Consider the following 20,569-nt stretch of genomic DNA (forward strand, 5'->3'; position numbering starts at 1 on the left):
CCTTATTACTGAAAATATCATACAGCATTATTTGGTTTCTTACCCTTATACCCGGGATTTCGAGGAAGGTCTGGCACGACTGAAGAAGATGTGTACCTTTTTGCCCGAAAAGGGAGAAGAGTTTATCCATCAGTTCCAAAGTAAAAGATATTGTATCGAAGGGGCTGACCTTCCGGCTGTAACATTAGAAGATCCGGACGGGAAACAATATAAACTATCCGATTTCAAAGGCAAACCTCTTTATATCGACCTATGGGCTTCGTGGTGTGTTCCCTGCTGTAAGGAAATACCCCATCTGCAAAAACTGGAACGACAGGTAGCCAATAAGCAACTGGAATTTATCAGTATATCCATCGATGAGAATAAAAAAGACTGGAAAGCAAGAATGCAGCAGCTTCATATGGAAGGTCGGCAATATATTGTTGTCGGAAACGAATTAGCCAATATGCTGAACATCTCAAGTATTCCTCACTTTCTAATTTATAACAAAGCAGGCAAACTCATACAATACGAAGCTCCCCGTCCTTCAGCCGGCAAACCGTTACAAGAAATGCTGGAAAAACTGAAGTAGGTCAGCCAATAAACAGTTCGATCACGGGCACCAAAATAGCCGTCATGATTCCCATTACACCGATAGCTAACCCGCTGATCGCTCCTTCTACCGCTCCCAACTCCATGGCCTTGGCAGTTCCCAGGCCATGGGCGGCGGAACCCAAAGCCAAACCACGGGCAATCCGGCTCTTGATCCCTAAACGCTCCAGGATAAACGGACCGACCAAGCCACCGAAAATACCGACGACAATCACCACCACAGCCGCAATGGCCGGTATCCCTCCCGAACGCTCGGCGATACTCATCGCAATCGGAGTAGTCACAGATTTCGGCTCCAAAGAAGCGACCAAAGCATGATCGGCACCGAAATACCGGGCGATAAAAATCACACTCAACACCCCGGTTATACAACCGACAAATACCGAAGTGATGATAGAAACGGCATTTTCTTTCAATTGGGCCATCTGTTCATAGAGTAAATACCCTAATACGACGACTGTCGGTCCAAGCATAAAACTGATCATCCGACTTCCTTTTTCAAACGACTCGTAAGAAATCCCCAGGAAGTGAGTGATCAATGCCAAAACGGGTATAGATACCAACAATGGATTCAGGATACTCAGTCTTGTCTTTCTGAACAACCATACAGCAGCAAGATACACCCCGATCACCAAGGTTAATATGAATATTTCGGAATTTAATAAAACAGTCATAAGCCAAACAGCATTTACATTTCTAAATCAACGGTCTTCCGCTCCTTTCCGGTGTTTCTCAAACCATTGTTGTATCGAAGCCACGACGACGATCACCATCACCGTACTGACGGCACAAGCCACCAATACCGCCTGCCAATACTGAGATAATATATCTAAGGCATTCACAATCCCGACCCCGGCAGGAACAAAAAACAAAGCCATGTTATCACAAAGGAACCGGGCAACAGGCTTGATACGCTCAGGCTTGACCCACTTCAAGCATAAAGCGGTAAACAACAACATCATCCCGATCACACTCCCGGGAATAAAACCGTTCACCAGCCACCCCACCAACTCACCGAGCGCAAAAAAGAAAAGTACGATAAAAATACCTGGTAACATAGTTAAAGTAAAAGGTAAAAGGCTAAAAAGCTAAAGGCTAAAAGCAATGAGCGGATTAGCTTCGAAAACCGATACAAAAATATAATATTCAGCCCAAAGTTATGCTCCATCCGATTATTTTTGCCCCAGCAATCTACGAAAACGTTCGTTCTCACTTTCTTTCACCCTCCAGCCTCCAGCCTTTAGCTTTTAGCTTTCAGCCTTTAGCTTTTAGCTTTCAGCCTCTAGCTTATTGCTTTCAGCTTTTTAGCCTCTAGCTTTTCATCCCGATCCCTGCCCCGAACCTCCCCGCTCTCTCCCCTTCTCTCCGATAGGAGAAGAAAAGGTCCGGATGACAGACCGAGCACATACCGGCCACTTCTATATTTTCATTTTTCACCCCACATGCCAACAATTCTTTACGATTAGCTTCCCACAAATCCACCTGGTATTTTCCCGGTTGCTTTCCCAGACCAACGATCGCCTGATTACCGGGAAATAACTGTTGAAACACCCGGGCCACTTCCTCTCCGACTTCGAAACAACATTTCCCGATCGAGGGGCCAATAGCCGCCACTACCCGTTGGAGATCACATCCGAAATGCTCCTGCATCACCCGCACGGTTACTCCGACTATTTCAGCCGCTGTTCCTCTCCATCCGGCATGCACTGCGGCAACCACCCTTTTCTCCGGTTCGAACAGGAGTACGGGAACACAATCGGCAGACAACACCATCAGACATATCCCCGGCTGATTCGTCACCAAGGCATCGGTTGCCGGAATGCGGCTTTCCCTATCCAAAGCCCCTCTCCCGGCTTCCTCAACCGTAACGATCCGCACTGTCGCCGAATGTACCTGCCGGGCAGTAATCAGCCGCTCTACCTCAAATCCTGCAGCTTTCGCCAGGCTCCTGCGATTATACTGTATGATCTCAGGATTTTCCCGATCGGAAAATCCGATATTTTTAACTCCCGAAGAGACAAAATGCATCAATTCCGGATAAGCGGATAAATTCCGGAACCGATAAAAAGGGAAATCCCCGCTAAGCAGTTTCTCCATATCCATTCATTTTAGATCGACAAAATTAGCCCAAGTTCGGATAATCCCCAAAGTTTAAGCTTCAAACCGTTATAAAAGTAAACTTTCAGCCGATTCCAACGTATGTTTAAGAAAAAAATATGTTACAGGACTATTTGACATTAAGGCAAGCATACCTCACCCGACCCGACACCCGGACTCAGATACATCAAAATTATGTCCGGAATTTGTTTTTATACGAAACTTTCCGGTTGGGCGGACACAACCTTCCACCGACAATATTCGAGAACATCGTCAGTACCGGTAAACCTCAATCGACAGAGACAACCCGTCAAGCCTACGATCTTTGGCAAGCCTGGCAATATTGTGAAAAACAAGCAGCCCTTCGCCAGCCTTTAGACCTTTCGTTTGTCAGAACGGTTTCTGCCCGTATCATGAAGCATACCGGTGGCGAAACGACTACTTCTGTGGGACGTTACGATACTTCGTTAGGAGATTTCCGCCTCGGCGAGGATTATGACGAAGTATACCCTTTGGCTGATTTCCGTAAAATCCCCCTCCTGCTCGACAATCTGTGCCGGACTACCGATGTACAACTAACCGAAGCCGGTGTAAGCGAGAACATTAAAATTGTGGCCAACTTCATGTACGATTTTATGCATATCAAGCCATTCGGTTATTGCAATCTGGAAACCGGTATCCTGCTCATCAACTTTTTGGAACTGAAAGAAGAGCATCCCCTGCTCATCCTGTTTGCCGACGACCGGGCAGAATTACTCAATGCCCTGAAACGGGGGAAAATCAGTGAGACACCGGAAACCCTCGAAGCATTTATCCTGCATGAACAGATTAAATTCTTCAATAGGGAAATTTAAAAGTAACTCATTCAAAACCAGCATCGAAAAAAAGTTTTCATTTTTCTTTGTAATTAATAATAGATGAGCTATCTTTGCCGTCCGATAATGGAAAGAATAATTATAAAATTTTACATACAATGAAAAAGGGCATACATCCTGAAAATTACAGACTGGTAGTATTTAAAGATATGTCTAATGGCACGACTACCATTACTAAATCAACTGCAGCAACAAAAGAAACCATCGAGATCGATGGTGTAGAATATCCGTTGGTAAAAATGGAAATCTCCAACACTTCACACCCGTTCTATACCGGTAAAGTGAAATTGGTGGATACTGCCGGTCGTGTAGATAAATTCATGAACCGTTACAAGGATCACATGGAAAAAAGAAAAAAATAATCGTTTCTCTCTAAATGAAATAAAAAAAGCGAAAAGAAGACTTTTCGCTTTTTTTATTTCCTTCCCTCTATTCCCTAAGCAAAATCAGCATTCGGAACAAAATGCTCCCTACTCAATTGTGGCACAGGATTTGTGCTATAGGTAATGAATTCTATTTTTACACAAAACATTGACAAAATGTCAGTTGTTACTCGTATAAAAATTTATAACCATAAAACAAGAGAGGACGAATAAATGGATAAAATAAATCTGAAAGCAGTGTTATTACAGAACATGGGAGAAGATTCGGCAGATTTCCTACCCATCATGGGGGACGAGAAAGAACTGCTGAATGATAATATGCAGATTCCTGACACACTGCCAATTTTACCGCTACGGAATACGGTATTATTTCCGGGCGTAATCATTCCGATCAACATCGGACGGGATAAATCTTTAAAGTTGATCAAAGATTCCTACCGGCAGAGTGCCCTGATCGGAGTAGTTGCACAAAAAGATACCAATACTGAAAATCCGGATATAAACGATCTTTACCAGATCGGAACAGTAGCTTCTATCCTGAAAATACTGGAAATGCCGGACGGAACCACCACAGCCATCATTCAAGGCAAGAGAAGGTTTTTATTGGAAGATATCCTTTACGACGATCCTTACCATGTTGGGAAGATCAGTTTGAAAAAAGAAGAAGGGGTACCTGAAAACGATCCGGAATACAATGCGATAGCAGAATCGTTGAAAGATATGGCTTCCAAGATCGTCAAATATTCCAGCCATATCCCTAATGAAGCAGGTTTTGCGCTAAAAAATATCGAGAGTATGCTTTTTCTGATCAATTTCATCTCTTCGAATACAGATGTAGACTATCAGAATAAACAAGAGTTACTGGAAATCGACAACCTGAAACAACGGGCGATCAAACTACTGGAAATCCTGAGTAAGCAGGTGAGTTTACTGGAATTGAAAAACGATATTCAGAAGAAAGTAAAAATGGATATCGACAAACAACAGCGCGAATATTTCCTGCATCAACAGATGAAGACCATACAGGACGAACTGGGAGGTAATCCGACCGACGAGGAAATCAAAGAACTGGAGGAACTGGCCGAGACGAAAGAATGGAACGGGAATGTCCGGGAAATTTTCAACAAAGAGCTGAACAAGCTGAAACGGTTGAATCCTTCTTCCCCCGATTACTCGGTACAATCCAATTATTTGAGGGAAATGCTGGACCTGCCCTGGAATCACCTCTCGGAGGACAACCTGGATCTGGAACATGCACGCCAGGTACTGGATGCCGATCATTTCGGACTGGAGAAAGTAAAAGAAAGAATTTTAGAATACTTAGCGGTTTTAAAGTTAAAAGCCGATATGAAATCGCCGATTGTGTGCCTCTACGGCCCTCCGGGAGTAGGTAAAACCTCCCTGGGAAAATCTGTAGCCCGGGCCTTGAACCGCGAATTTGTACGGATGTCTTTAGGTGGATTGCACGATGAATCGGAAATCCGGGGACACCGGAAGACCTATATCGGAGCTATGCCGGGACGAATCCTTCAGAGTATCAAAAAAGCAGGAACTTCTAATCCTGTTTTCATTCTGGATGAGATCGATAAAGTGGGTAACGATTTCCGGGGGGATCCTCAATCTGCCCTGTTGGAAGTGCTCGACCCGGAACAAAACGGCAGTTTTCACGATAATTTTCTGGACATCGACTATGATCTGTCGAAAGTGATGTTCATCGCCACAGCCAATGACCTCAGCACGATTGCAGGTCCTTTGCGCGACCGGATGGAAATCATCGAAGTGACGGGTTACCTCATGGAGGAAAAACGGGAAATCGCTAAGCGGCACCTGATTCCGAAGCAATTGGAAAACCACGGAATTACGGCCGGGCATGTAACGATCCCAGACGAGATCATCGACCTGATCATCGAGAAATATACCCGCGAATCGGGCGTTCGTAGTCTGGACATGACCATAGCTAAAATTATGCGCCATGTGGCCCGGAAGGTCGCTATGAATAAAAAATTCACGATTACGCTCGACGAAAATAAGGTGAAAGAATATCTGGGAAGCCCGATTTTCTCCCGGGAGGAATATCAAGGGAACGAACTACCCGGTGTCGTGACCGGATTAGCCTGGACAGCCGTAGGAGGAGAAATTCTCTATATAGAATCGAGCTACAGCAAAGGCAAAGGGCATCTTAGCCTGACCGGTAACCTGGGAGAAGTAATGAAAGAATCCGCTACTTTAGCACTCGAATACATCAAATCGCATGCAAAAGAAATCGGGATCGACGAAAAGATGTTCGAAGAAAACGACATCCACGTCCATGTTCCGGCTGGAGCTGTTCCCAAAGACGGACCTTCGGCAGGGATCACCATGGTTACTGCACTAGTATCCGCCCTCACCGGCCGGAAAGTGAAAAAAGCCATCGCCATGACCGGAGAAATCACTCTCCGTGGCAAAGTATTACCGGTAGGGGGAATCCGCGAAAAAATCCTGGCCGCCAAACGAGCCGAAATAAAAGAGATCATCCTTTGCTGTGAAAACAAAAAAGATATCGACGATATCAAAAAAGAATACCTGAAAGGGCTGAAATTCCACTATGTGGATCATATCAAAGAAGTGCTGGAAACAGCGCTTCTAAAAGCATAAAGGAATCTCCTGTGAGACCTATGGTTTTTAGTTACAACGGCGATAGCAGTCCGACTTGACTTCTGAACCGTTGTAACTATTTAAAAGTATGTTTACAACATATAAATATATATAACTACCTAAAAAAAAACTCATGGAAAATCAAGAACTGCAAACCACCCGGAATCAATCGATCGTTACAATCGGTGATTGGATCATTACGATGATCCTGATGTGTATTCCTTTTGTGAATTTTATTATGTTATTAGTCTGGGCTTTCAGTGCCGGTACTCCTGTCAGTAAAGCCAATTGGGCAAAAGCTACTCTTATCTTTATGCTGATCGGATTTGTATTGGTGATCCTGTTTTGGGGAGCCATCGGCGGACTACTCTTAAGCAATATGTAGACACACTTAAATTCAAATAATGATATTAAGATCTCCGGTTTTAATATCATTATTTGAACCGATATCCTACAACTACCGTATTTCCTTCCTCCCCCTGCTCCCGGTAGATTTTCATGAGATCGGGATGAGCCCGTCGGTAGGCCTCCCATTGTTCCTCATTCAAGGAGGCTTTCAAGCGGTCCAGCATCATACAGTAATCAGAAGAGGGAAAATAAAAATACATATAATCGTCGCACTGACGCATGCCCGGGTTCCAGTTATGGTATAATCGCAACACTGCATTCGGTTTATATCTGAAATTTCCCACCGACAACAAATCATCGTCCACTAAATCATAATTACAGGTTACTTTTTTCAACTTATCATAAACCAATAAATAATATTTTTGATTCACTAAAACTACAATCAAAACATATTTATTATTTTCCGACATCTCAATTACAGTCAAACAATTATCTGAATACCCAGCCTTTCCGCATAGACGAAAGTTTTTAAAAGAACCTTTATCTAAATAATAATGTAAGGTAACCGTATCTTCCGAAACCTGATAAATACTATTGTCGATATCAGAATAATAACAAAAGGTATCATTCACTACATACGACTTATTCCTTACAGCATATTTCCCTACTTTCTGACCTGGGAAATAAGAAATTTTTAACTGTCCGCTCTTCCAGTTTACCAGATTCACCAAACATTCCTCAGACCGATATGTCGATCCACAAATAGGTGTGTTTAGATATACTGCACAACTATCATTCAGCATCCACGTAAAATACCCCACTCCATATTCATAAGAAGGATGCTCGGATCTCTTCTGCCAAAGCAACGTTCCGTCCAAAGCATAGCAATGAAAACCCAACACATCCCCGGCTAATACATTCGAATCAGGGGTCAATACAATTTCATGCGGCAAATAAAGATATTCATCCGGTCCACGGCCAAACCGGCCAAGAGTGTGCTGAAACTCACCGGCAGAATCGAATACGCTCAAGGTTACCACATCAGTCATGCCCTCGGTCACTATGGAAGTCGCAACAATCCGATCCCCCATTTTTACAAAGTCTCCGATTCTATTACATACGATCCCTTTAAAAGTCAGCACTTCATATCCATCGAAAAGCTCGGAGATCTTCAATGTCCGGGCTTCATCAGGCTTAAAACGAATAACCGGTACCGACTCTTCCTGCATACTCCCGGAAGAACATGCCACCAAACAAAGCCCTATAAGAAAAACAATCGAAAAACGATACAACATAGGATTATTCTGCTATGAATTGACACTGAGGCCCCCAAAAACCTTGGAAACAAACGCAATAACCATATACTGTCGTTGCATTTTCACCGGTTTTTTCAAAATATCCGGAGACACAATACTCTTTTTCAGGTACATTTTTATCCCAAGCCCATATTTTTTGTTCGGCCCAGGCCGTCAAAACAAAAAACAAGGCTATTCCTATCAAAACGAATGATTTTTTCAATGCTGTTTTCATAATACAAAGGGTTTAGATTAATAATTGCAATATATTAATTTATATTAATAAAAACAACTATTTCTAAATAATTTATCAATAATGCCCGAAAATAAAAATTTTCCAGTGATTAAAGTCCGATAATAAAAACCACTCCGAAGCTGATATCCAACCAATTATAGCGCCACCGGCTATCGGTCACCCGTTTGTTGGAAACTTTATCCCTCATATACACTTCTTTATATTCCAGGCTCATCAAGCTAATATCCAAAGCCAGATACTCTTTGAGCCGCGCCCATAAGCCCGGTTTCAAGGTAGACACCCATAATTCGTGTTTTCCATCGTGTCCTTTTTTCAGAAAGCTTTTTCCCCAGCCATATCCACTGGTTCCCTGCAGGTATAACCGGACTCCCCCACGAGGAGCATACAGCCGGAAAAATCCACCTGTCTCCAGTGTATACTGGTGTCCCTCGTCATCCATCATATATTCGTAAGCCAGATCGGCTCCCAAAGCGATATTATTCGTCACAAAATAACCTGGCGAAACAATGCCTTTGATGGTATATCCCAGATTGACAATCTTCCCGTCATAGGTCACTAATTTCCCGCCTCCGGTGTAATTCAACCGGGCTCCGATCGTCATTTCGCCTCCATATTGTGCTTTGAGGGTCATACCCAAGCATAAAAATAAACCGAAGAACAGTATTTTCTTCATGATCTGTTTTATTTACCTGCACAAGCTATTCATTCAAGCTCTGCGTCAACTTCTTCACCAGCTTATACTTATTAAAAAATTCCTTCAACACAACCCGCAGAACCGTATAGGACGGAATCGCCAGAATCATTCCCAAAATACCGGCCATACTACCGGCCATCAAAATCACCAAAAATATTTCCAAAGGATGGGCGTGTACACTACTCCCATAAATAAAAGGCTGAAAAACAACATTATCGATCAATTGAGTCAACAACATCGCTATAGTCATATAGATCAACAGCGGCAGCATCTGATCGTAAAAATCCAGCCCCAAATTCAACACGACTCCCACAGCCAATCCGAAAAATACCCCGATCATAGGCCCGATATACGGTATCACATTCAAAACTCCGGTCACCAAACCGATGACAACCGCATTACTAAAGCCCAAACCGACAATCGTCAGTCCGATCGTATTCAAAGCCATAACCCCCAAAACTTCGAGCAATAATCCGACAAAATAACGGACCAGTAATTTTTGTATGGAATCCAAAGCATTCCGGGCCTGTTCTTCGAAGCGGGAAGGAAGCACCGCCATCACCATCCCTGAAAACAAGCGGCTATCCTTCAGAAAGAAAAATAAAATAAACGTAATGGAAAAGAGAGCGACAAAAATATCCGTCATCGTTCCGGCTACCGTCCCGAACCAGGTTTTCAGCTGACCGACATTAAACACTTTACTCAATAAATCCGTCACATAAGCATCCACATCCTGATCCTCATCCATCAAACCGTAATGCTTCATAAAATGTCCGGCATCCTCGATCGGGCTTTCCAATTCGGAAACGATATTAGACACACTTACATTGCCCAACGACTGAAATTCACGGATAGCGAGCGGGATAATGGTACTAAAAAAAAGAATAAATAATCCCCAAAGGCAAATCACCGTGATTCCGGCTTTCAAACCATCAGGCAAACGATAGCCCCGGATCTTCACCCGGCCTAATAAATCGATAATCGGCCTGCCGATAAAAGAAATGACAGCTGCCACTAAAATATAAACGATGACAGAAAAAAAATACCAGGAAAAGAAAATTGCCCCAGCTAATGCGACAATTCCTAACACATATTTGGTGACTGAATTCATTCCGCTCCCTTTTTTCAATTGCTTTTCTCCTCTCTTAATTTTCCAAAAATAAATAAAAACCTTTGATTATTTTCTTAAATACCTCAATTTTTAAAAAGATCGATCAAAACCGGAAATGAAGGGGTTTATCCTGTCTGTATTCCATATACGGTAATAAAAGTAAAAAGTAAACGCATATAAACGGCAGTCCTCCAAGGTGACTGACAGGAACCGGAAGTTCCGCCAGAAAGATATCTCCACGGATCCACCAACTTTAAACACCCAAAAACTCCTTGAACACGATAAACTTTATAAGCCTCTGCCCCCTCTAAACCGATTTTTTTTAAAGATTCAGAAAAAGAGCGAAGAAGATCAGGTTATTTTTAAAAACCTTTATATCTTTAATACGTTAATTTTAGATCGAAACAAACCGTTTAAAAACATGTTCATACGCCTTTGGCATATCTATTATGATGGTTTCAGCCATTTACCCAAATGGGGAAAAATATTGATCGCAATAGTTGTGGCCAAACTATTGGTCCTGTTTGTGGTATTTAAATTCCTGCTCATGCCGAATTATCTCAATACGACCTATACGACGGAACAGGAAAAAAGTAATCATGTACTCAACGAATTAATTACCAAACCTTAGCTTATGATATCAGAATTAACCACTACAACTTTGGTCGAATGGTCACGCTGGCAATTTGCGATGACCGCCATTTACCATTACATGTTCGTACCTCTCACTCTGGGGTTATCCTTTCTACTGGCTATTATGGAAACCATGTGGGTCAGGACCGGTAAGGCCGAGTGGTTGAATGCCACCAAATTCTGGATGAAGCTTTTTGCAATCAACTTCGCCATCGGTATAGCTACGGGACTGATATTGGAATTCCAATTCGGTTCCAACTGGTCGAATTATTCCTGGTTTGTCGGGGATATTTTCGGAGCTCCTCTGGCCATCGAAGGTTTGTTCGCTTTCTTTCTCGAAGCCACTTTCTTCGCCGTCATGTTCTTCGGCTGGAACAGGGTAAGCCGTCGTTTTCATCTGGTTTCCACCTGGATGGTATTCATCGGTTCCAACATTTCCGCTTTGTGGATCCTGGTAGCGAATGCGTGGATGCAAAACCCGGTAGGCATGGAATTCAACCCGATGACAGCCCGCAACGAAATGTCGGATTTCTGGGCGGTACTACTCTCACCGACAGCCATGAGTAAATTCTTCCATACCGTCACCTCGGCTTATACGCTTTCGGCTTGTTTTGTCGTTGGAGTAAGCGCCTGGTTTATTCTGAAAAAAAGACATTTCGAATTTGCCCGGAAGAGTATCCTGCTGGCCTCCGTTTTCGGCTTCCTGAGTATCATCGCTACGATCTTCACGGGCGACATCAGTGCCCAGGATGTTACCCGTACCCAACCGATGAAACTAGCTGCTATGGAGGGACTCAACGAAGGAGGGAAAGGAGCCCCGTTTACCTTGATCGGCTTGACTTGCACCGATCCTCAATTACCGTCCGAACGTATGAAAACGGTAAAATACGGTATTACCATTCCTAAACTTTTATCCTTCCTGGGGTATCATGACTTCGATGCCTATGTGCCCGGTATCCAAAATATCATGGACGGCTACACCTCCGAAGACGGAAAAGTATATCCTTCTATAGAGCAACGCATGGCCAACGGCCGTCTGGCGATAGATGCACTGAAAACGTACAAACAAGCTGTTAAAGACAAAAACGATGCGCTGGCTAGCCAATCTTTACAGACACTACGGGCCAACTTCCGGGATTTCGGTTACGGCTATCTCAGTTCGCCTTACGACACGATCCCTCCTGTTCCTCTGGTATTCTATAGTTTCCGGCTGATGGTAGGTCTGGGCATGCTATTCGTTTTGTTGTTTATCTGCTCCTGGTGGTATGCCAAGAAAAGAAAATTCGAAAAATTCAAGTTCATCCCCTATCTGGCTATCGCGTGTGTTCCGTTGGCATATATCGCTTCGCAATGCGGATGGATCGTAGCTGAAGTAGGACGTCAACCTTGGGTGGTACAAAACCTGATGCCCACGAATGTGGCCATCACCCGCATCGCTTCGGGTTGGGTTGTCACCACCTTCTGGATGTTCGCCATTTTGTTCACCTTATTATTGATTGCCGAGATCGGAATCATGTTCACCCAGATCAGGAAAGGGGTAAAAGAGTAAAAAATGAAAAATGAGGAAACCATAACGGCCTGAAAAGTTATAGTCCTCACAAACGATAAATAATAATGGATTATGGATTTAAATATATTACAACATTACTGGTGGATCTTGATCTGTATATTAGGAGGTTTACTGGTATTCTTATTGTTTGTACAAGGAGGACAAAGTCTTCTTTATACCATAGGAAAAAATAAAGACGAACGGGATTTGATCGTCAATACCCTGGGACATAAATGGGAATATACGTTTACCACATTAGTGGTATTCGGCGGAGCTTTCTTCGCCAGTTTTCCCCTATTCTACTCAACCAGTTTCGGAGGAGCCTATGTCGTTTGGATGCTGATCCTCTTTTGTTTTGTCTTGCAAGCGGTATCTTATGAATACCGGAATAAAAAAAACAATTTTCTGGGCAGTCGGACTTACGAAGTATTCCTGATGATCAACGGATTCGCTGCGCCTCTTTTGTTGGGAGCCGCTGTAGCTACTTTCTTTACAGGTTCCCCTTTCCGTCTGGGTGTAATGCATGATGTCGAATGGATGACACCCTGGCGCGGTCTGGATGCCTTGTTCGTCATCACCAACTATTTCCTGGCTCTAGCCGTTTTCTTCCTGGCACGGACATTAGCAGCCCTTTATTTTATTCTTACTATCGATGATCCGAACATCCGCATACGCAGCCACCGGCAAGTGAAATTCAATGCCGTACCGTTCGTTCTCTTTTTCCTGTTGTTTATCGGTTTTATTTTTGCCGGTGAAGGGTATGCAATCACCCCGGAAGGAAACATTGCATTAGTACCCTATAAATATTTTTATAACCTGATAGAAATGCCGCTGAATGCCTTGATATTCATTATCGGAGTAGCAGGAGTACTCTACGGCATCATCCGAAACTGGATATTTCCCCGATGGACGAAAGGAATCTGGTTTGCAGGAGCCGGAACGATATTGACCGTTATCGCTCTGCTGATTCTGGCAGGTTTCAACCAAACCGCCTTTTATCCCTCATATGTCGATCCTGATTCCTCACTGACTATTTACAACGCTTCTTCGTCCTTATATACCCTGAAAGCGATGTCCTACGTATCTATTATCATACCTGTAGTAATCGCCTATATCTGGTATGCCTGGCGGACGATGACCCGGAAAGCCATCGACAAGCAGGAATTAGAAGAAAGTGAAAATAAATATTAATCCACCGATCCCTCCCAGGGAGGGATCGGCATTATGCCGCACAGGCAATGCAAAAACTTTTAAACCATATCCGGTGCCACGATCCTCGTTCCCCTAACTAACCGGATAATTCAGTACCGATGATACCATCAAAGAACGGGAAATGAAAAGTCTGAAAACCGATCTCACCCTTTTCTGATTTTCACTCAAAGCCTTATCTTTGCGCAACTGAAAAATTCATACGTTCATGAACAGAATTAAAGGTATCCTATATGCTATCGTCTCCTCTTCGACTTTCGGACTGGCCCCTTTTTTACGCTGACCCTACTAAGCTTCGGCTATTCATCTTTTGAAGTATTGACCTACCGTTGGGGGATCGCTTCCCTTTGCCTGATCGGATTCGGTCTATTGGCCGGGTGTAATTTCCGGTTAAGTAAAAAGGATTTCGGGGTCGTCTTTTTGTTAAGCCTGTTTCGGGCAACGACCTCATTCAGCCTGGTGATCGCCTATCAGAATATTGCCAGCGGTGTAGCTTCGACAATTCATTTTATGTATCCTTTAGCTGTAGCGCTGGCCATGATTTTTTTCTACCATGAGAAAAAATCCGGCTGGGTCATTTCGGCAGTACTCCTATCCATTCTCGGAGCAATCCTCTTATCTTCAGGCAATATAGCAGGTTATAACGCCAACGTGACGGTAGGTATTATTTGCGCCTGCATCTCTATTTTCTCTTACGGAGGTTATATCATCGGAGTCCGGAAAACACGGGCTGTAGCGATCAACTCCACCGTACTCACTTGTTATGTCATGGGATTAGGGGCATTGTTTTTCATTATCGGCGGGTGCCTTACAGAAGGCATCCGGTTAGAAACCCAAGGAAAGGTATGGCTTTATATTCTAGGCCTGGCTTTACCGGCAACCGCTATTTCCAATATGGCCTTAGTCAAAGCAATCAAGCATATCGGTCCCACATTAACTTCGATCTTCGGAGCGATGGAACCGTTGACCGCTGTTTTTATCGGTATAGTTGTTTTCCATGAAACCTCCACGATAAGCGGTATTTTAGGCATGCTACTCATTATTATAGCAGTCTTCATCGTCGTCGTCAAAGAAAACCGGAAGTAAAAGGAAAATAACCTTAGGTATCCGGAATAAAATCGCAGATTTATACCTGTAATATGTATATCACTGCCTAAATTCGAATCAAGGCTTAAGGATTCTTTTAACAGAACTTTCAGTTTGCCCGACAGTCGGGCAAACTGAAAGTTCCTAAACAACAAAATCCTATTTTTGAGTTCAGTATTTCCGAATCGGCGTAATCACCACCTGGAAAGTATAGTCCTGATAAGGCAACAGATAAGGTTGTAACGGCCAGGCACCCCAGCTATTGATACATCCCAATCCCATTTGTTTCAGGTCAAAAGACAAGGTGGTCAATCCACGTGGTTTCAATTCTCCGGAATGCCGCTGATCTTTGTCCCAACCATCATCCAGGTCTTCCGGCAAATAATTCAAAGCAGAGGCTGAGAAAGGAACATCCGAACGAATAGCCAAACCACGCCCATCGATATCGGTCAGTTTCCACCAACGGATATCCGATTTCGTACCGGATTCCTGCGGACGGATATAAGGATAATACTGATCTTTCACCAACTGACGGTAACGGCCCAGACGCTGACTCTCATTCCGGTCGTCATAATTCTCAACAGGTCCCCGGCCATAATAATCGATCCGGTCGAATCTGCCCGGCATCACCAGTTGCATACCGAAACGGAACAGGTGGGGCATATCTTTCTTCTCCTTGTCGACAGCAAGCTGTTCACTGATCCGAATCTCCCCGTTTCCACCGATAAGATAAGTCATGGTCAATACAGCTGCCAATCGGGGTAATTCATAAGTTGTCACCACCTGAACCCGATTGCCTTGTTCCTCTGCCTCAAAGCTCTTCAATTTCAATCCGGGATTCTTCCAATCCACAAAGCGGCGGTGAAGATTCGCCCCGAAATCATTATCTGTCGGAGCCCGCCAGAAATTGGGCCGTAAAGCATATCCATATTCGATCATCTCATACCCATTCAGACTGATCCCCTCTATCCAGCCGGACCATTTTCCAAAAGTTACCTGTACTTCTCCGGCACTCACGACAGCATGTACCAAATCTTCATACAGAGAAGCCTTTTGCCCGGTTTCGGCCAATTCAACCTGAAACAAAGGATAAGGGGTAATCTCCAATTGTTCTTCCGCAACCGCATAACCTGCCGGAAGTAATTGCCGGGCTTGTTTCAGGCGATAGGTCACATTCAGCAGAATTTCACCTTCAGCAGGAAGATCCGTTTCTTTATACCCCAATACGACCGGTTGTGTTTGTTGCGGGGCGATCTGCAAATCCATCACAACACCCTGTCTCACCGGCTCTCCATTCTGTAACAATTGCCACTCCAGGTAATAATCCGAAAGATCGGTAAAGAAATTCTCATTATACACATTTACGATTCCTTTCCTAAGAGCTGCCGGCGTAGTCCATATCGACTGATACATCTTCCGCACTTCATACATATGGGGATTCGGCACCCGGTCCGGACTGATCAAACCGTTGCAGTTAAAATTCTTATCCGAAGCATCGTAGCGGTTGTAATCTCCCCCGTAAGCATAAATCATTGCGCCGTCTGCCGTATACTTCCGAAGTCCCTGATCTACAAAATCCCAGATAAAACCGCCCTGCAAATTCGGGTATTTCCGGATCAAATCCCAATATTCTTTAAAACCGCCCAAAGAATTTCCCATGGCATGCGCATATTCACACTGAATCAGTGGTCGTGAATCCCCACTCTTAGCGAAATTTTCCATCCAATTCAGGTCGGCATACATCGGGCAAACAATATCCGTATGGGCTCTGCGTCCTGCCTGTTCATATTGTACAGGACGGCTGCCATCTCTCTGTTTGATCCAGTCGTAACAAGCCACAAAGTTCGGTCCGTCACCGGCTTCATTTCCCAACGACCAGAAAATAATCGAAGGATGATTTTTAAAAGTCTCCACCATCCGCTGATTTCTTTCGAGGTGAGCCTTGGCATAAGCCGGTTCCTTGGCCAGTGTCCGTTCGCCATACCCCATTCCATGAGATTCGATATTGGCTTCACACACGACATACAACCCATATTCGTCACAAAGGTTATACCATTCGGGATCGTCCGGATAATGACACGTCCGCACGGCATTCAGATTATTCTCCTTCATCACCCGTATATCCTCGATCATTCTCTCCCGGGATACCTGATATCCGGTCAAAGGATCCAATTCATGGCGGTCGGCTCCTTTAAACAAGACCGGCTGCCCATTGACCCATACCTGCCCCAATTCTTTCTTCAGTTCGATTTTCCGGAATCCGACCCGTTGCGGAACAACTTCCAGCACTTTTCCGGCATTATTTTTTAAAGTCAGCAACAAAGTATACAGATTAGGCTCTTCAGCACTCCATTTTGCCGGATTTTTCACTGCCATTTCAGTACGCACAATTCCTTTTCCATCGGGCTTGACACTCGTTTTTTCTACGATATTTCCTGCTTTATCTTTCAATTCGAGTTCCACTGTCCCGCTGTTCCGGGACACTTGGGCCACGACATTCAAAGACCCGTCACGATACGCCTCATCCAAATCGGGAGTGATAAAAATATCCTTCAGATGTAACGGATTCCGGGCATACAACCAAGCTCCCCGGGCAATTCCGGATAAACGCCAAAAGTCCTGATCTTCAAGATAACTCCCGTCACACCAACGATATACCTGCATCGCGATCAGGTTCTTTCCCGGCCGTACATAACCGGTTATATCGAATTCGGCTGCCAGCTTACTATCTTCGCTATAACCGACAAATTTTCCATTCACCCATACATATAAGTTCGAAGTGGCAGAGCCTACATGCAGAAACACCTGCTGTCCTTTCCATGAAGCAGGAATTTCAACGGTTTTTCGATAAGAGCCCACATGATTATTCACCGTTTCTATTTTCGGAGGATCAGGTGTAAACTGATTCGACCAGGCATAACCCGAATTACGGTATAAGGGATCTCCGTATCCATTCATTTCCCAGATTCCGGGCACCGGAAAGTCCACCCAATATTGATCCTCGAAATCCAACCGATAAAAGTTTACAGGCCGTTCGGTTTGATCCTTTACCCAGTTAAACTTCCACATCCCGTTCAACGATAGAAAATTGGATGATTCTTCTCTTACTCCTTGCTCAGCCATTTCCCTGGAAGGATAAGCAAAATAATCCGCCCTTGCCGGTGCACGGTTGATCGCATTCAACTCCGGATCGAGCCATTCCTTCTTTTGAGCAAACGTTGTCACAGAAAGGCATAAGCCTAAACACAATAACAGTTTTTTCATAAATTATAATATTAAATGCCAATTTATTCTGCTCAAAAATAGTCAATATTACACCTATCGAGGTAGAAAAAGAATTAAAAAAGGAAGAAAAATATACGAATAGTCTGAAAGTGGTTGTATGAAACCCTCATTCCAGCGTCATTTTCTCTGGTGTACAAATGTACATGAAGGTTTCATAACATGCTTGTCATTCATTATTGCCGATCTGTATTTTCGTTAGGAATACACGACTCGGGTTTTTATACAAATGTTTGGCAAAACCTTTACGGCCACTTTCTGTCACAAATCCACACGTAGCATTATTCGCCATAGTCAACTTATCTACTCCGTCCGATATCACCAGCCCGGATAACTCTTTTTCCGTTATCAACATAAAGTTCAAAGTTATTCCTCCCATAAACTTCGTTGTATTCATTTCAGAAGCTTTATAATCGGTATATCCCAGCCCGTGCATAATATCTTCTGTCTCTGATGCTGCCGGATTCAAACAATAATATTTAGAATCGTTGTCAACATACAATATGACATCGATCTCACTCAAATGAGCTTTATAATCGGCCATATCATAAACCACATCTTCTGTCGGATTATACAGCCATGCCACGTTCTTTCCAGTCATTGTTATGCCATGGCGGTTATTGATGTACCTGATCATCTCAAATTTTTGATCCAACACTTTTGTGGTTCCGTCATTCCGGGTAACTTTCAGTTTTATGCCCAGACTTTTACCACGCAGCGATTCGTCATCCGGCATAATCAACGGATATTTCACCAATACGGTAGATATCTCCCGGGAAAAATAGCCTTCACTATCCAAGGATAATGCTTTATCTTCATCCACCATAGCAAAAGTAACGTCTTCCACGATAGGCCGGATTCCATCTTCCGAGGTAATCTCGATCCGGCTCAATTCTCCTTTACTGGTTGAAGCGACAAACTGAAATACAACTGTTTCTCCCGGTTCGGCTTTAATAGGATTATTGGTTTCTATGACGGTAAGGTTCAGCTCCCCATTGGATTCCAATACATCATCCATAGAACAGCTTCCCCATAAAAACAAAACCGGTAACAATAATAAATATATCTTTTTCATAATTCTATACTTTAATCGATTAAAGTGGTTTTTGTTCTACACTGGTATTATGCTCAAACTCAGCACGCGGTATCGGGAAACAAAGCTGATCGTCTTTTTCATAATTATCGTTCCAGGTTTTCAACAGCCGTTTGCCTCCGACTCTCATCCGCACGGCAAGATAGTACAAGGCTCCATTCTCCATACCGATTTCCCGGAGATTTTCATTGAAGATTTCATTCATCAGACTTTCCCGGTCCGGATAATCCGATGCTTTCAACGGCGTAGCTCCTGCCCGGTTACGGACAATATTCAGGACATCCACCACGTCTTTCACAGGACTGTCGGTCCGTAACATCGCTTCCGCCTTGATCAGGTACATCTGAGCTACACGCATATAATACATCGGACAGTCGCCGGTGGATACATAATGCTTCTTCCAGATTTGTCTTTTATATTTTTCCCCGTTCAGATTAGTAAATTCCAGAGAATCGAAAGTCACTTCATACCGGGGATCCTCTTCCGGAAAAACCGCAAGATACGCACTCGACGGTTGATAAGTCCCGCCACCGAACATTTTAAACAAACTCCCCACATTATCATCCATCGCAGGAGGATTCTTCATGAAACGGGTAAACAATAACTCTTTCGAGTCATATCCATGCTGAAAAATATCAGCATAAGTATCCTCCATTCCAAACTCCGCACTACCGATCACTTCATTTGCCAAACGGATGGCTTCGCTATAATCGCCATCAGCCCCCCGGTTCATCAGTAAGTCGGCTTTAAAAGCTTTCGCGAAAGTAGCACACACACGGTACCTGGAATAAAATGCCGGAGCATATTTTATGGCATAGTCCAAATCTTCAAAAATCTTTTCATAAGATTCTTTGACTGTAGCTCTTGCCTGATTGTTGTTGGAAAGCGAAGAAGGTTCCAGGCGTATAATCGTCCCTAACCGGCTGTCGAGATCCCAGAAATATCCGTATTTCCGTAACAAAAAAGCATGCGCAAAGCCCCTCAGGAAACGGGCTTCGGCCAACATTTCCGTCTTACGGTTCGGCCCGAAAGCACTTTCCGGTAAACGATCGGTATAATAGATGAAATTATTGGCCGAATTCACAATCTTATAACCACTCTTCCAGGGATTTTCCGCATCAGAATTATCATCCAATACCTGCAAACGGGGTAATTGTTCCCCTTCCGTTTTTGAACGATAAAAAGCTGTAGGATCTAACAATCCTGTACGGAATTCATTATCACAAATGTAATAGGCACTCCATGTTCCCCATCCCTCCAGGTAGGAGTATACCCCATTCAAAGCGACCTTTGCCGAAGATTCATTGGTAATCGCATTATCTCCCACCAAATCATGAGGCGGAATTTCATTATCGAACATACTGTCACAACTTCCTAACGTCAGCAGCAAAAGTATCAACGACAAACTGCTATATATCTTATTCATAATCATG

18 protein-coding genes and 1 pseudogene are annotated in these 20,569 nt (G+C 43.7%); 9 read left to right on the forward strand and 10 right to left on the reverse strand.

Annotation, left to right across the window (positions count from 1 at the left end; all coding sequences use genetic code 11):
- A partial coding sequence (locus WS42_RS15480) for a TlpA family protein disulfide reductase (RefSeq protein ID WP_286728465.1) occupies positions 1–571 on the forward strand: 571 nt, incomplete at its 5' end.
- A 1-nt stretch (position 572) separates the two neighbouring features.
- Here WS42_RS15480 and WS42_RS08845 read toward each other — a convergent pair.
- The 3 genes from WS42_RS08845 to pgeF form a co-directional block, all read right to left on the reverse strand.
- Positions 573–1,265, reverse strand: coding sequence for an LrgB family protein (locus WS42_RS08845; RefSeq protein ID WP_046450992.1), 693 nt, complete (start codon positions 1,263–1,265; stop codon positions 573–575).
- Positions 1,266–1,292: 27 nt separating this feature from the next.
- Positions 1,293–1,649: a CidA/LrgA family protein gene (locus tag WS42_RS08850; protein WP_046450993.1), complete on the reverse strand. Its 357-nt coding sequence runs from the start codon at positions 1,647–1,649 to the stop codon at positions 1,293–1,295.
- A gap of 253 nt (positions 1,650–1,902) precedes the next feature.
- The gene (gene pgeF, locus WS42_RS08855) at positions 1,903–2,688 is read right to left on the reverse strand and encodes a peptidoglycan editing factor PgeF (protein ID WP_046451000.1); all 786 of its coding nucleotides are present in this window, start codon (positions 2,686–2,688) and stop codon (positions 1,903–1,905) included.
- A 119-nt stretch (positions 2,689–2,807) separates the two neighbouring features.
- On the opposite strand from pgeF, the gene WS42_RS08860 reads away from it, so the two are divergent.
- The 4 genes from WS42_RS08860 (at position 2,808) to WS42_RS08875 (ending at position 6,965) form a co-directional block, all read left to right on the forward strand.
- The gene (locus WS42_RS08860; RefSeq protein WP_022160489.1) at positions 2,808–3,542 is read left to right on the forward strand and encodes a Fic family protein; all 735 of its coding nucleotides are present in this window, start codon (positions 2,808–2,810) and stop codon (positions 3,540–3,542) included.
- Positions 3,543–3,661: 119 nt separating this feature from the next.
- Entirely contained in the window at positions 3,662–3,925 is a 264-nt protein-coding gene (locus WS42_RS08865) for a type B 50S ribosomal protein L31 (protein WP_013613250.1), read from the forward strand.
- Between the two features lie 234 nt (positions 3,926–4,159).
- Positions 4,160–6,580, forward strand: coding sequence for an endopeptidase La (gene lon, locus WS42_RS08870; RefSeq protein WP_046450994.1), 2,421 nt, complete (start codon positions 4,160–4,162; stop codon positions 6,578–6,580).
- A gap of 133 nt (positions 6,581–6,713) precedes the next feature.
- A complete protein-coding gene (locus tag WS42_RS08875; RefSeq protein ID WP_013613248.1) occupies positions 6,714–6,965 on the forward strand; it encodes a hypothetical protein in 252 nt (83 codons plus the stop codon).
- Positions 6,966–7,014: 49 nt separating this feature from the next.
- On the opposite strand, the gene WS42_RS08880 is transcribed toward WS42_RS08875, so the two are convergent.
- From WS42_RS08880 to WS42_RS08895, 4 genes are all read right to left on the reverse strand, one after another.
- A complete protein-coding gene (locus WS42_RS08880) occupies positions 7,015–8,223 on the reverse strand; it encodes a DUF4934 domain-containing protein (RefSeq protein ID WP_046450995.1) in 1,209 nt (402 codons plus the stop codon).
- A 4-nt stretch (positions 8,224–8,227) separates the two neighbouring features.
- On the reverse strand, positions 8,228–8,458 hold the full coding sequence (locus WS42_RS08885) for a hypothetical protein (RefSeq protein WP_046403092.1): 231 nt from the start codon (positions 8,456–8,458) through the stop codon (positions 8,228–8,230).
- Positions 8,459–8,567: 109 nt separating this feature from the next.
- The gene (locus tag WS42_RS08890; protein ID WP_013613245.1) at positions 8,568–9,152 is read right to left on the reverse strand and encodes a hypothetical protein; all 585 of its coding nucleotides are present in this window, start codon (positions 9,150–9,152) and stop codon (positions 8,568–8,570) included.
- Between the two features lie 25 nt (positions 9,153–9,177).
- Positions 9,178–10,284, reverse strand: a complete 1,107-nt coding sequence (locus WS42_RS08895) for an AI-2E family transporter (RefSeq protein WP_022161126.1) — start codon at positions 10,282–10,284, stop codon at positions 9,178–9,180.
- Between the two features lie 421 nt (positions 10,285–10,705).
- On the opposite strand from WS42_RS08895, the gene WS42_RS08900 reads away from it, so the two are divergent.
- The 4 genes and pseudogenes from WS42_RS08900 to WS42_RS08915 all read left to right on the forward strand — a co-directional run bounded on the left by WS42_RS08900 (position 10,706) and on the right by WS42_RS08915 (position 14,761).
- Positions 10,706–10,915 (forward strand): DUF4492 domain-containing protein, encoded by a 210-nt coding sequence (locus WS42_RS08900; protein ID WP_013613243.1) that lies wholly within the window; start codon positions 10,706–10,708, stop codon positions 10,913–10,915.
- Positions 10,916–10,918: 3 nt separating this feature from the next.
- Positions 10,919–12,466 carry a cytochrome ubiquinol oxidase subunit I gene (locus tag WS42_RS08905; RefSeq protein ID WP_022161124.1) on the forward strand — a complete coding sequence of 516 codons (1,548 nt, stop codon included), beginning with the start codon at positions 10,919–10,921 and terminating at the stop codon, positions 12,464–12,466.
- A 72-nt stretch (positions 12,467–12,538) separates the two neighbouring features.
- Positions 12,539–13,657, forward strand: a complete 1,119-nt coding sequence (gene cydB, locus WS42_RS08910; RefSeq protein ID WP_022161123.1) for a cytochrome d ubiquinol oxidase subunit II — start codon at positions 12,539–12,541, stop codon at positions 13,655–13,657.
- A gap of 226 nt (positions 13,658–13,883) precedes the next feature.
- A pseudogene (locus WS42_RS08915) lies at positions 13,884–14,761 on the forward strand (DMT family transporter).
- Between the two features lie 171 nt (positions 14,762–14,932).
- On the opposite strand, the gene lacZ reads toward WS42_RS08915, so the two are convergent.
- The 3 genes from lacZ to WS42_RS08930 form a co-directional block, all read right to left on the reverse strand.
- Positions 14,933–18,025 carry a beta-galactosidase, LacZ type gene (gene lacZ / locus WS42_RS08920; protein ID WP_046450996.1) on the reverse strand — a complete coding sequence of 1,031 codons (3,093 nt, stop codon included), beginning with the start codon at positions 18,023–18,025 and terminating at the stop codon, positions 14,933–14,935.
- Positions 18,026–18,212: 187 nt separating this feature from the next.
- A complete protein-coding gene (locus tag WS42_RS08925; protein ID WP_022161119.1) occupies positions 18,213–19,118 on the reverse strand; it encodes a hypothetical protein in 906 nt (301 codons plus the stop codon).
- A 19-nt stretch (positions 19,119–19,137) separates the two neighbouring features.
- The gene (locus tag WS42_RS08930; RefSeq protein ID WP_013613238.1) at positions 19,138–20,562 is read right to left on the reverse strand and encodes a RagB/SusD family nutrient uptake outer membrane protein; all 1,425 of its coding nucleotides are present in this window, start codon (positions 20,560–20,562) and stop codon (positions 19,138–19,140) included.
- Between the last annotated feature and the right edge of the window lie 7 nt (positions 20,563–20,569).

Origin of the sequence: Odoribacter sp. N54.MGS-14, assembly GCF_000980295.1 — a bacterium.
Taxonomy (GTDB): domain Bacteria; phylum Bacteroidota; class Bacteroidia; order Bacteroidales; family Marinifilaceae; genus Odoribacter; species Odoribacter splanchnicus.

Bases quoted from the DNA above. Each gene is read 5' to 3' on its own strand.
- WS42_RS08880 (WP_046450995.1), bottom strand. From the start codon at position 8,223: ATGTTGTATCGTTTTTCGATTGTTTTTCTTATAGGGCTTTGTTTGGTG.
- WS42_RS08905 (WP_022161124.1), top strand. From the start codon at position 10,919: ATGATATCAGAATTAACCACTACAACTTTGGTCGAATGGTCACGCTGG.
- lacZ (WP_046450996.1), bottom strand. From the start codon at position 18,025: ATGAAAAAACTGTTATTGTGTTTAGGCTTATGCCTTTCTGTGACAACG.
- WS42_RS08930 (WP_013613238.1), bottom strand. From the start codon at position 20,562: ATGAATAAGATATATAGCAGTTTGTCGTTGATACTTTTGCTGCTGACG.
- WS42_RS08895 (WP_022161126.1), bottom strand. From the start codon at position 10,284: ATGAATTCAGTCACCAAATATGTGTTAGGAATTGTCGCATTAGCTGGG.
- lon (WP_046450994.1), top strand. From the start codon at position 4,160: ATGGATAAAATAAATCTGAAAGCAGTGTTATTACAGAACATGGGAGAA.
- WS42_RS08865 (WP_013613250.1), top strand. From the start codon at position 3,662: ATGAAAAAGGGCATACATCCTGAAAATTACAGACTGGTAGTATTTAAA.
- pgeF (WP_046451000.1), bottom strand. From the start codon at position 2,688: ATGGAGAAACTGCTTAGCGGGGATTTCCCTTTTTATCGGTTCCGGAAT.
- cydB (WP_022161123.1), top strand. From the start codon at position 12,539: ATGGATTTAAATATATTACAACATTACTGGTGGATCTTGATCTGTATA.
- WS42_RS08885 (WP_046403092.1), bottom strand. From the start codon at position 8,458: ATGAAAACAGCATTGAAAAAATCATTCGTTTTGATAGGAATAGCCTTG.
- WS42_RS08925 (WP_022161119.1), bottom strand. From the start codon at position 19,118: ATGAAAAAGATATATTTATTATTGTTACCGGTTTTGTTTTTATGGGGA.
- WS42_RS08900 (WP_013613243.1), top strand. From the start codon at position 10,706: ATGTTCATACGCCTTTGGCATATCTATTATGATGGTTTCAGCCATTTA.
- WS42_RS08860 (WP_022160489.1), top strand. From the start codon at position 2,808: ATGTTACAGGACTATTTGACATTAAGGCAAGCATACCTCACCCGACCC.
- WS42_RS08850 (WP_046450993.1), bottom strand. From the start codon at position 1,649: ATGTTACCAGGTATTTTTATCGTACTTTTCTTTTTTGCGCTCGGTGAG.
- WS42_RS08890 (WP_013613245.1), bottom strand. From the start codon at position 9,152: ATGAAGAAAATACTGTTCTTCGGTTTATTTTTATGCTTGGGTATGACC.
- WS42_RS08845 (WP_046450992.1), bottom strand. From the start codon at position 1,265: ATGACTGTTTTATTAAATTCCGAAATATTCATATTAACCTTGGTGATC.
- WS42_RS08875 (WP_013613248.1), top strand. From the start codon at position 6,714: ATGGAAAATCAAGAACTGCAAACCACCCGGAATCAATCGATCGTTACA.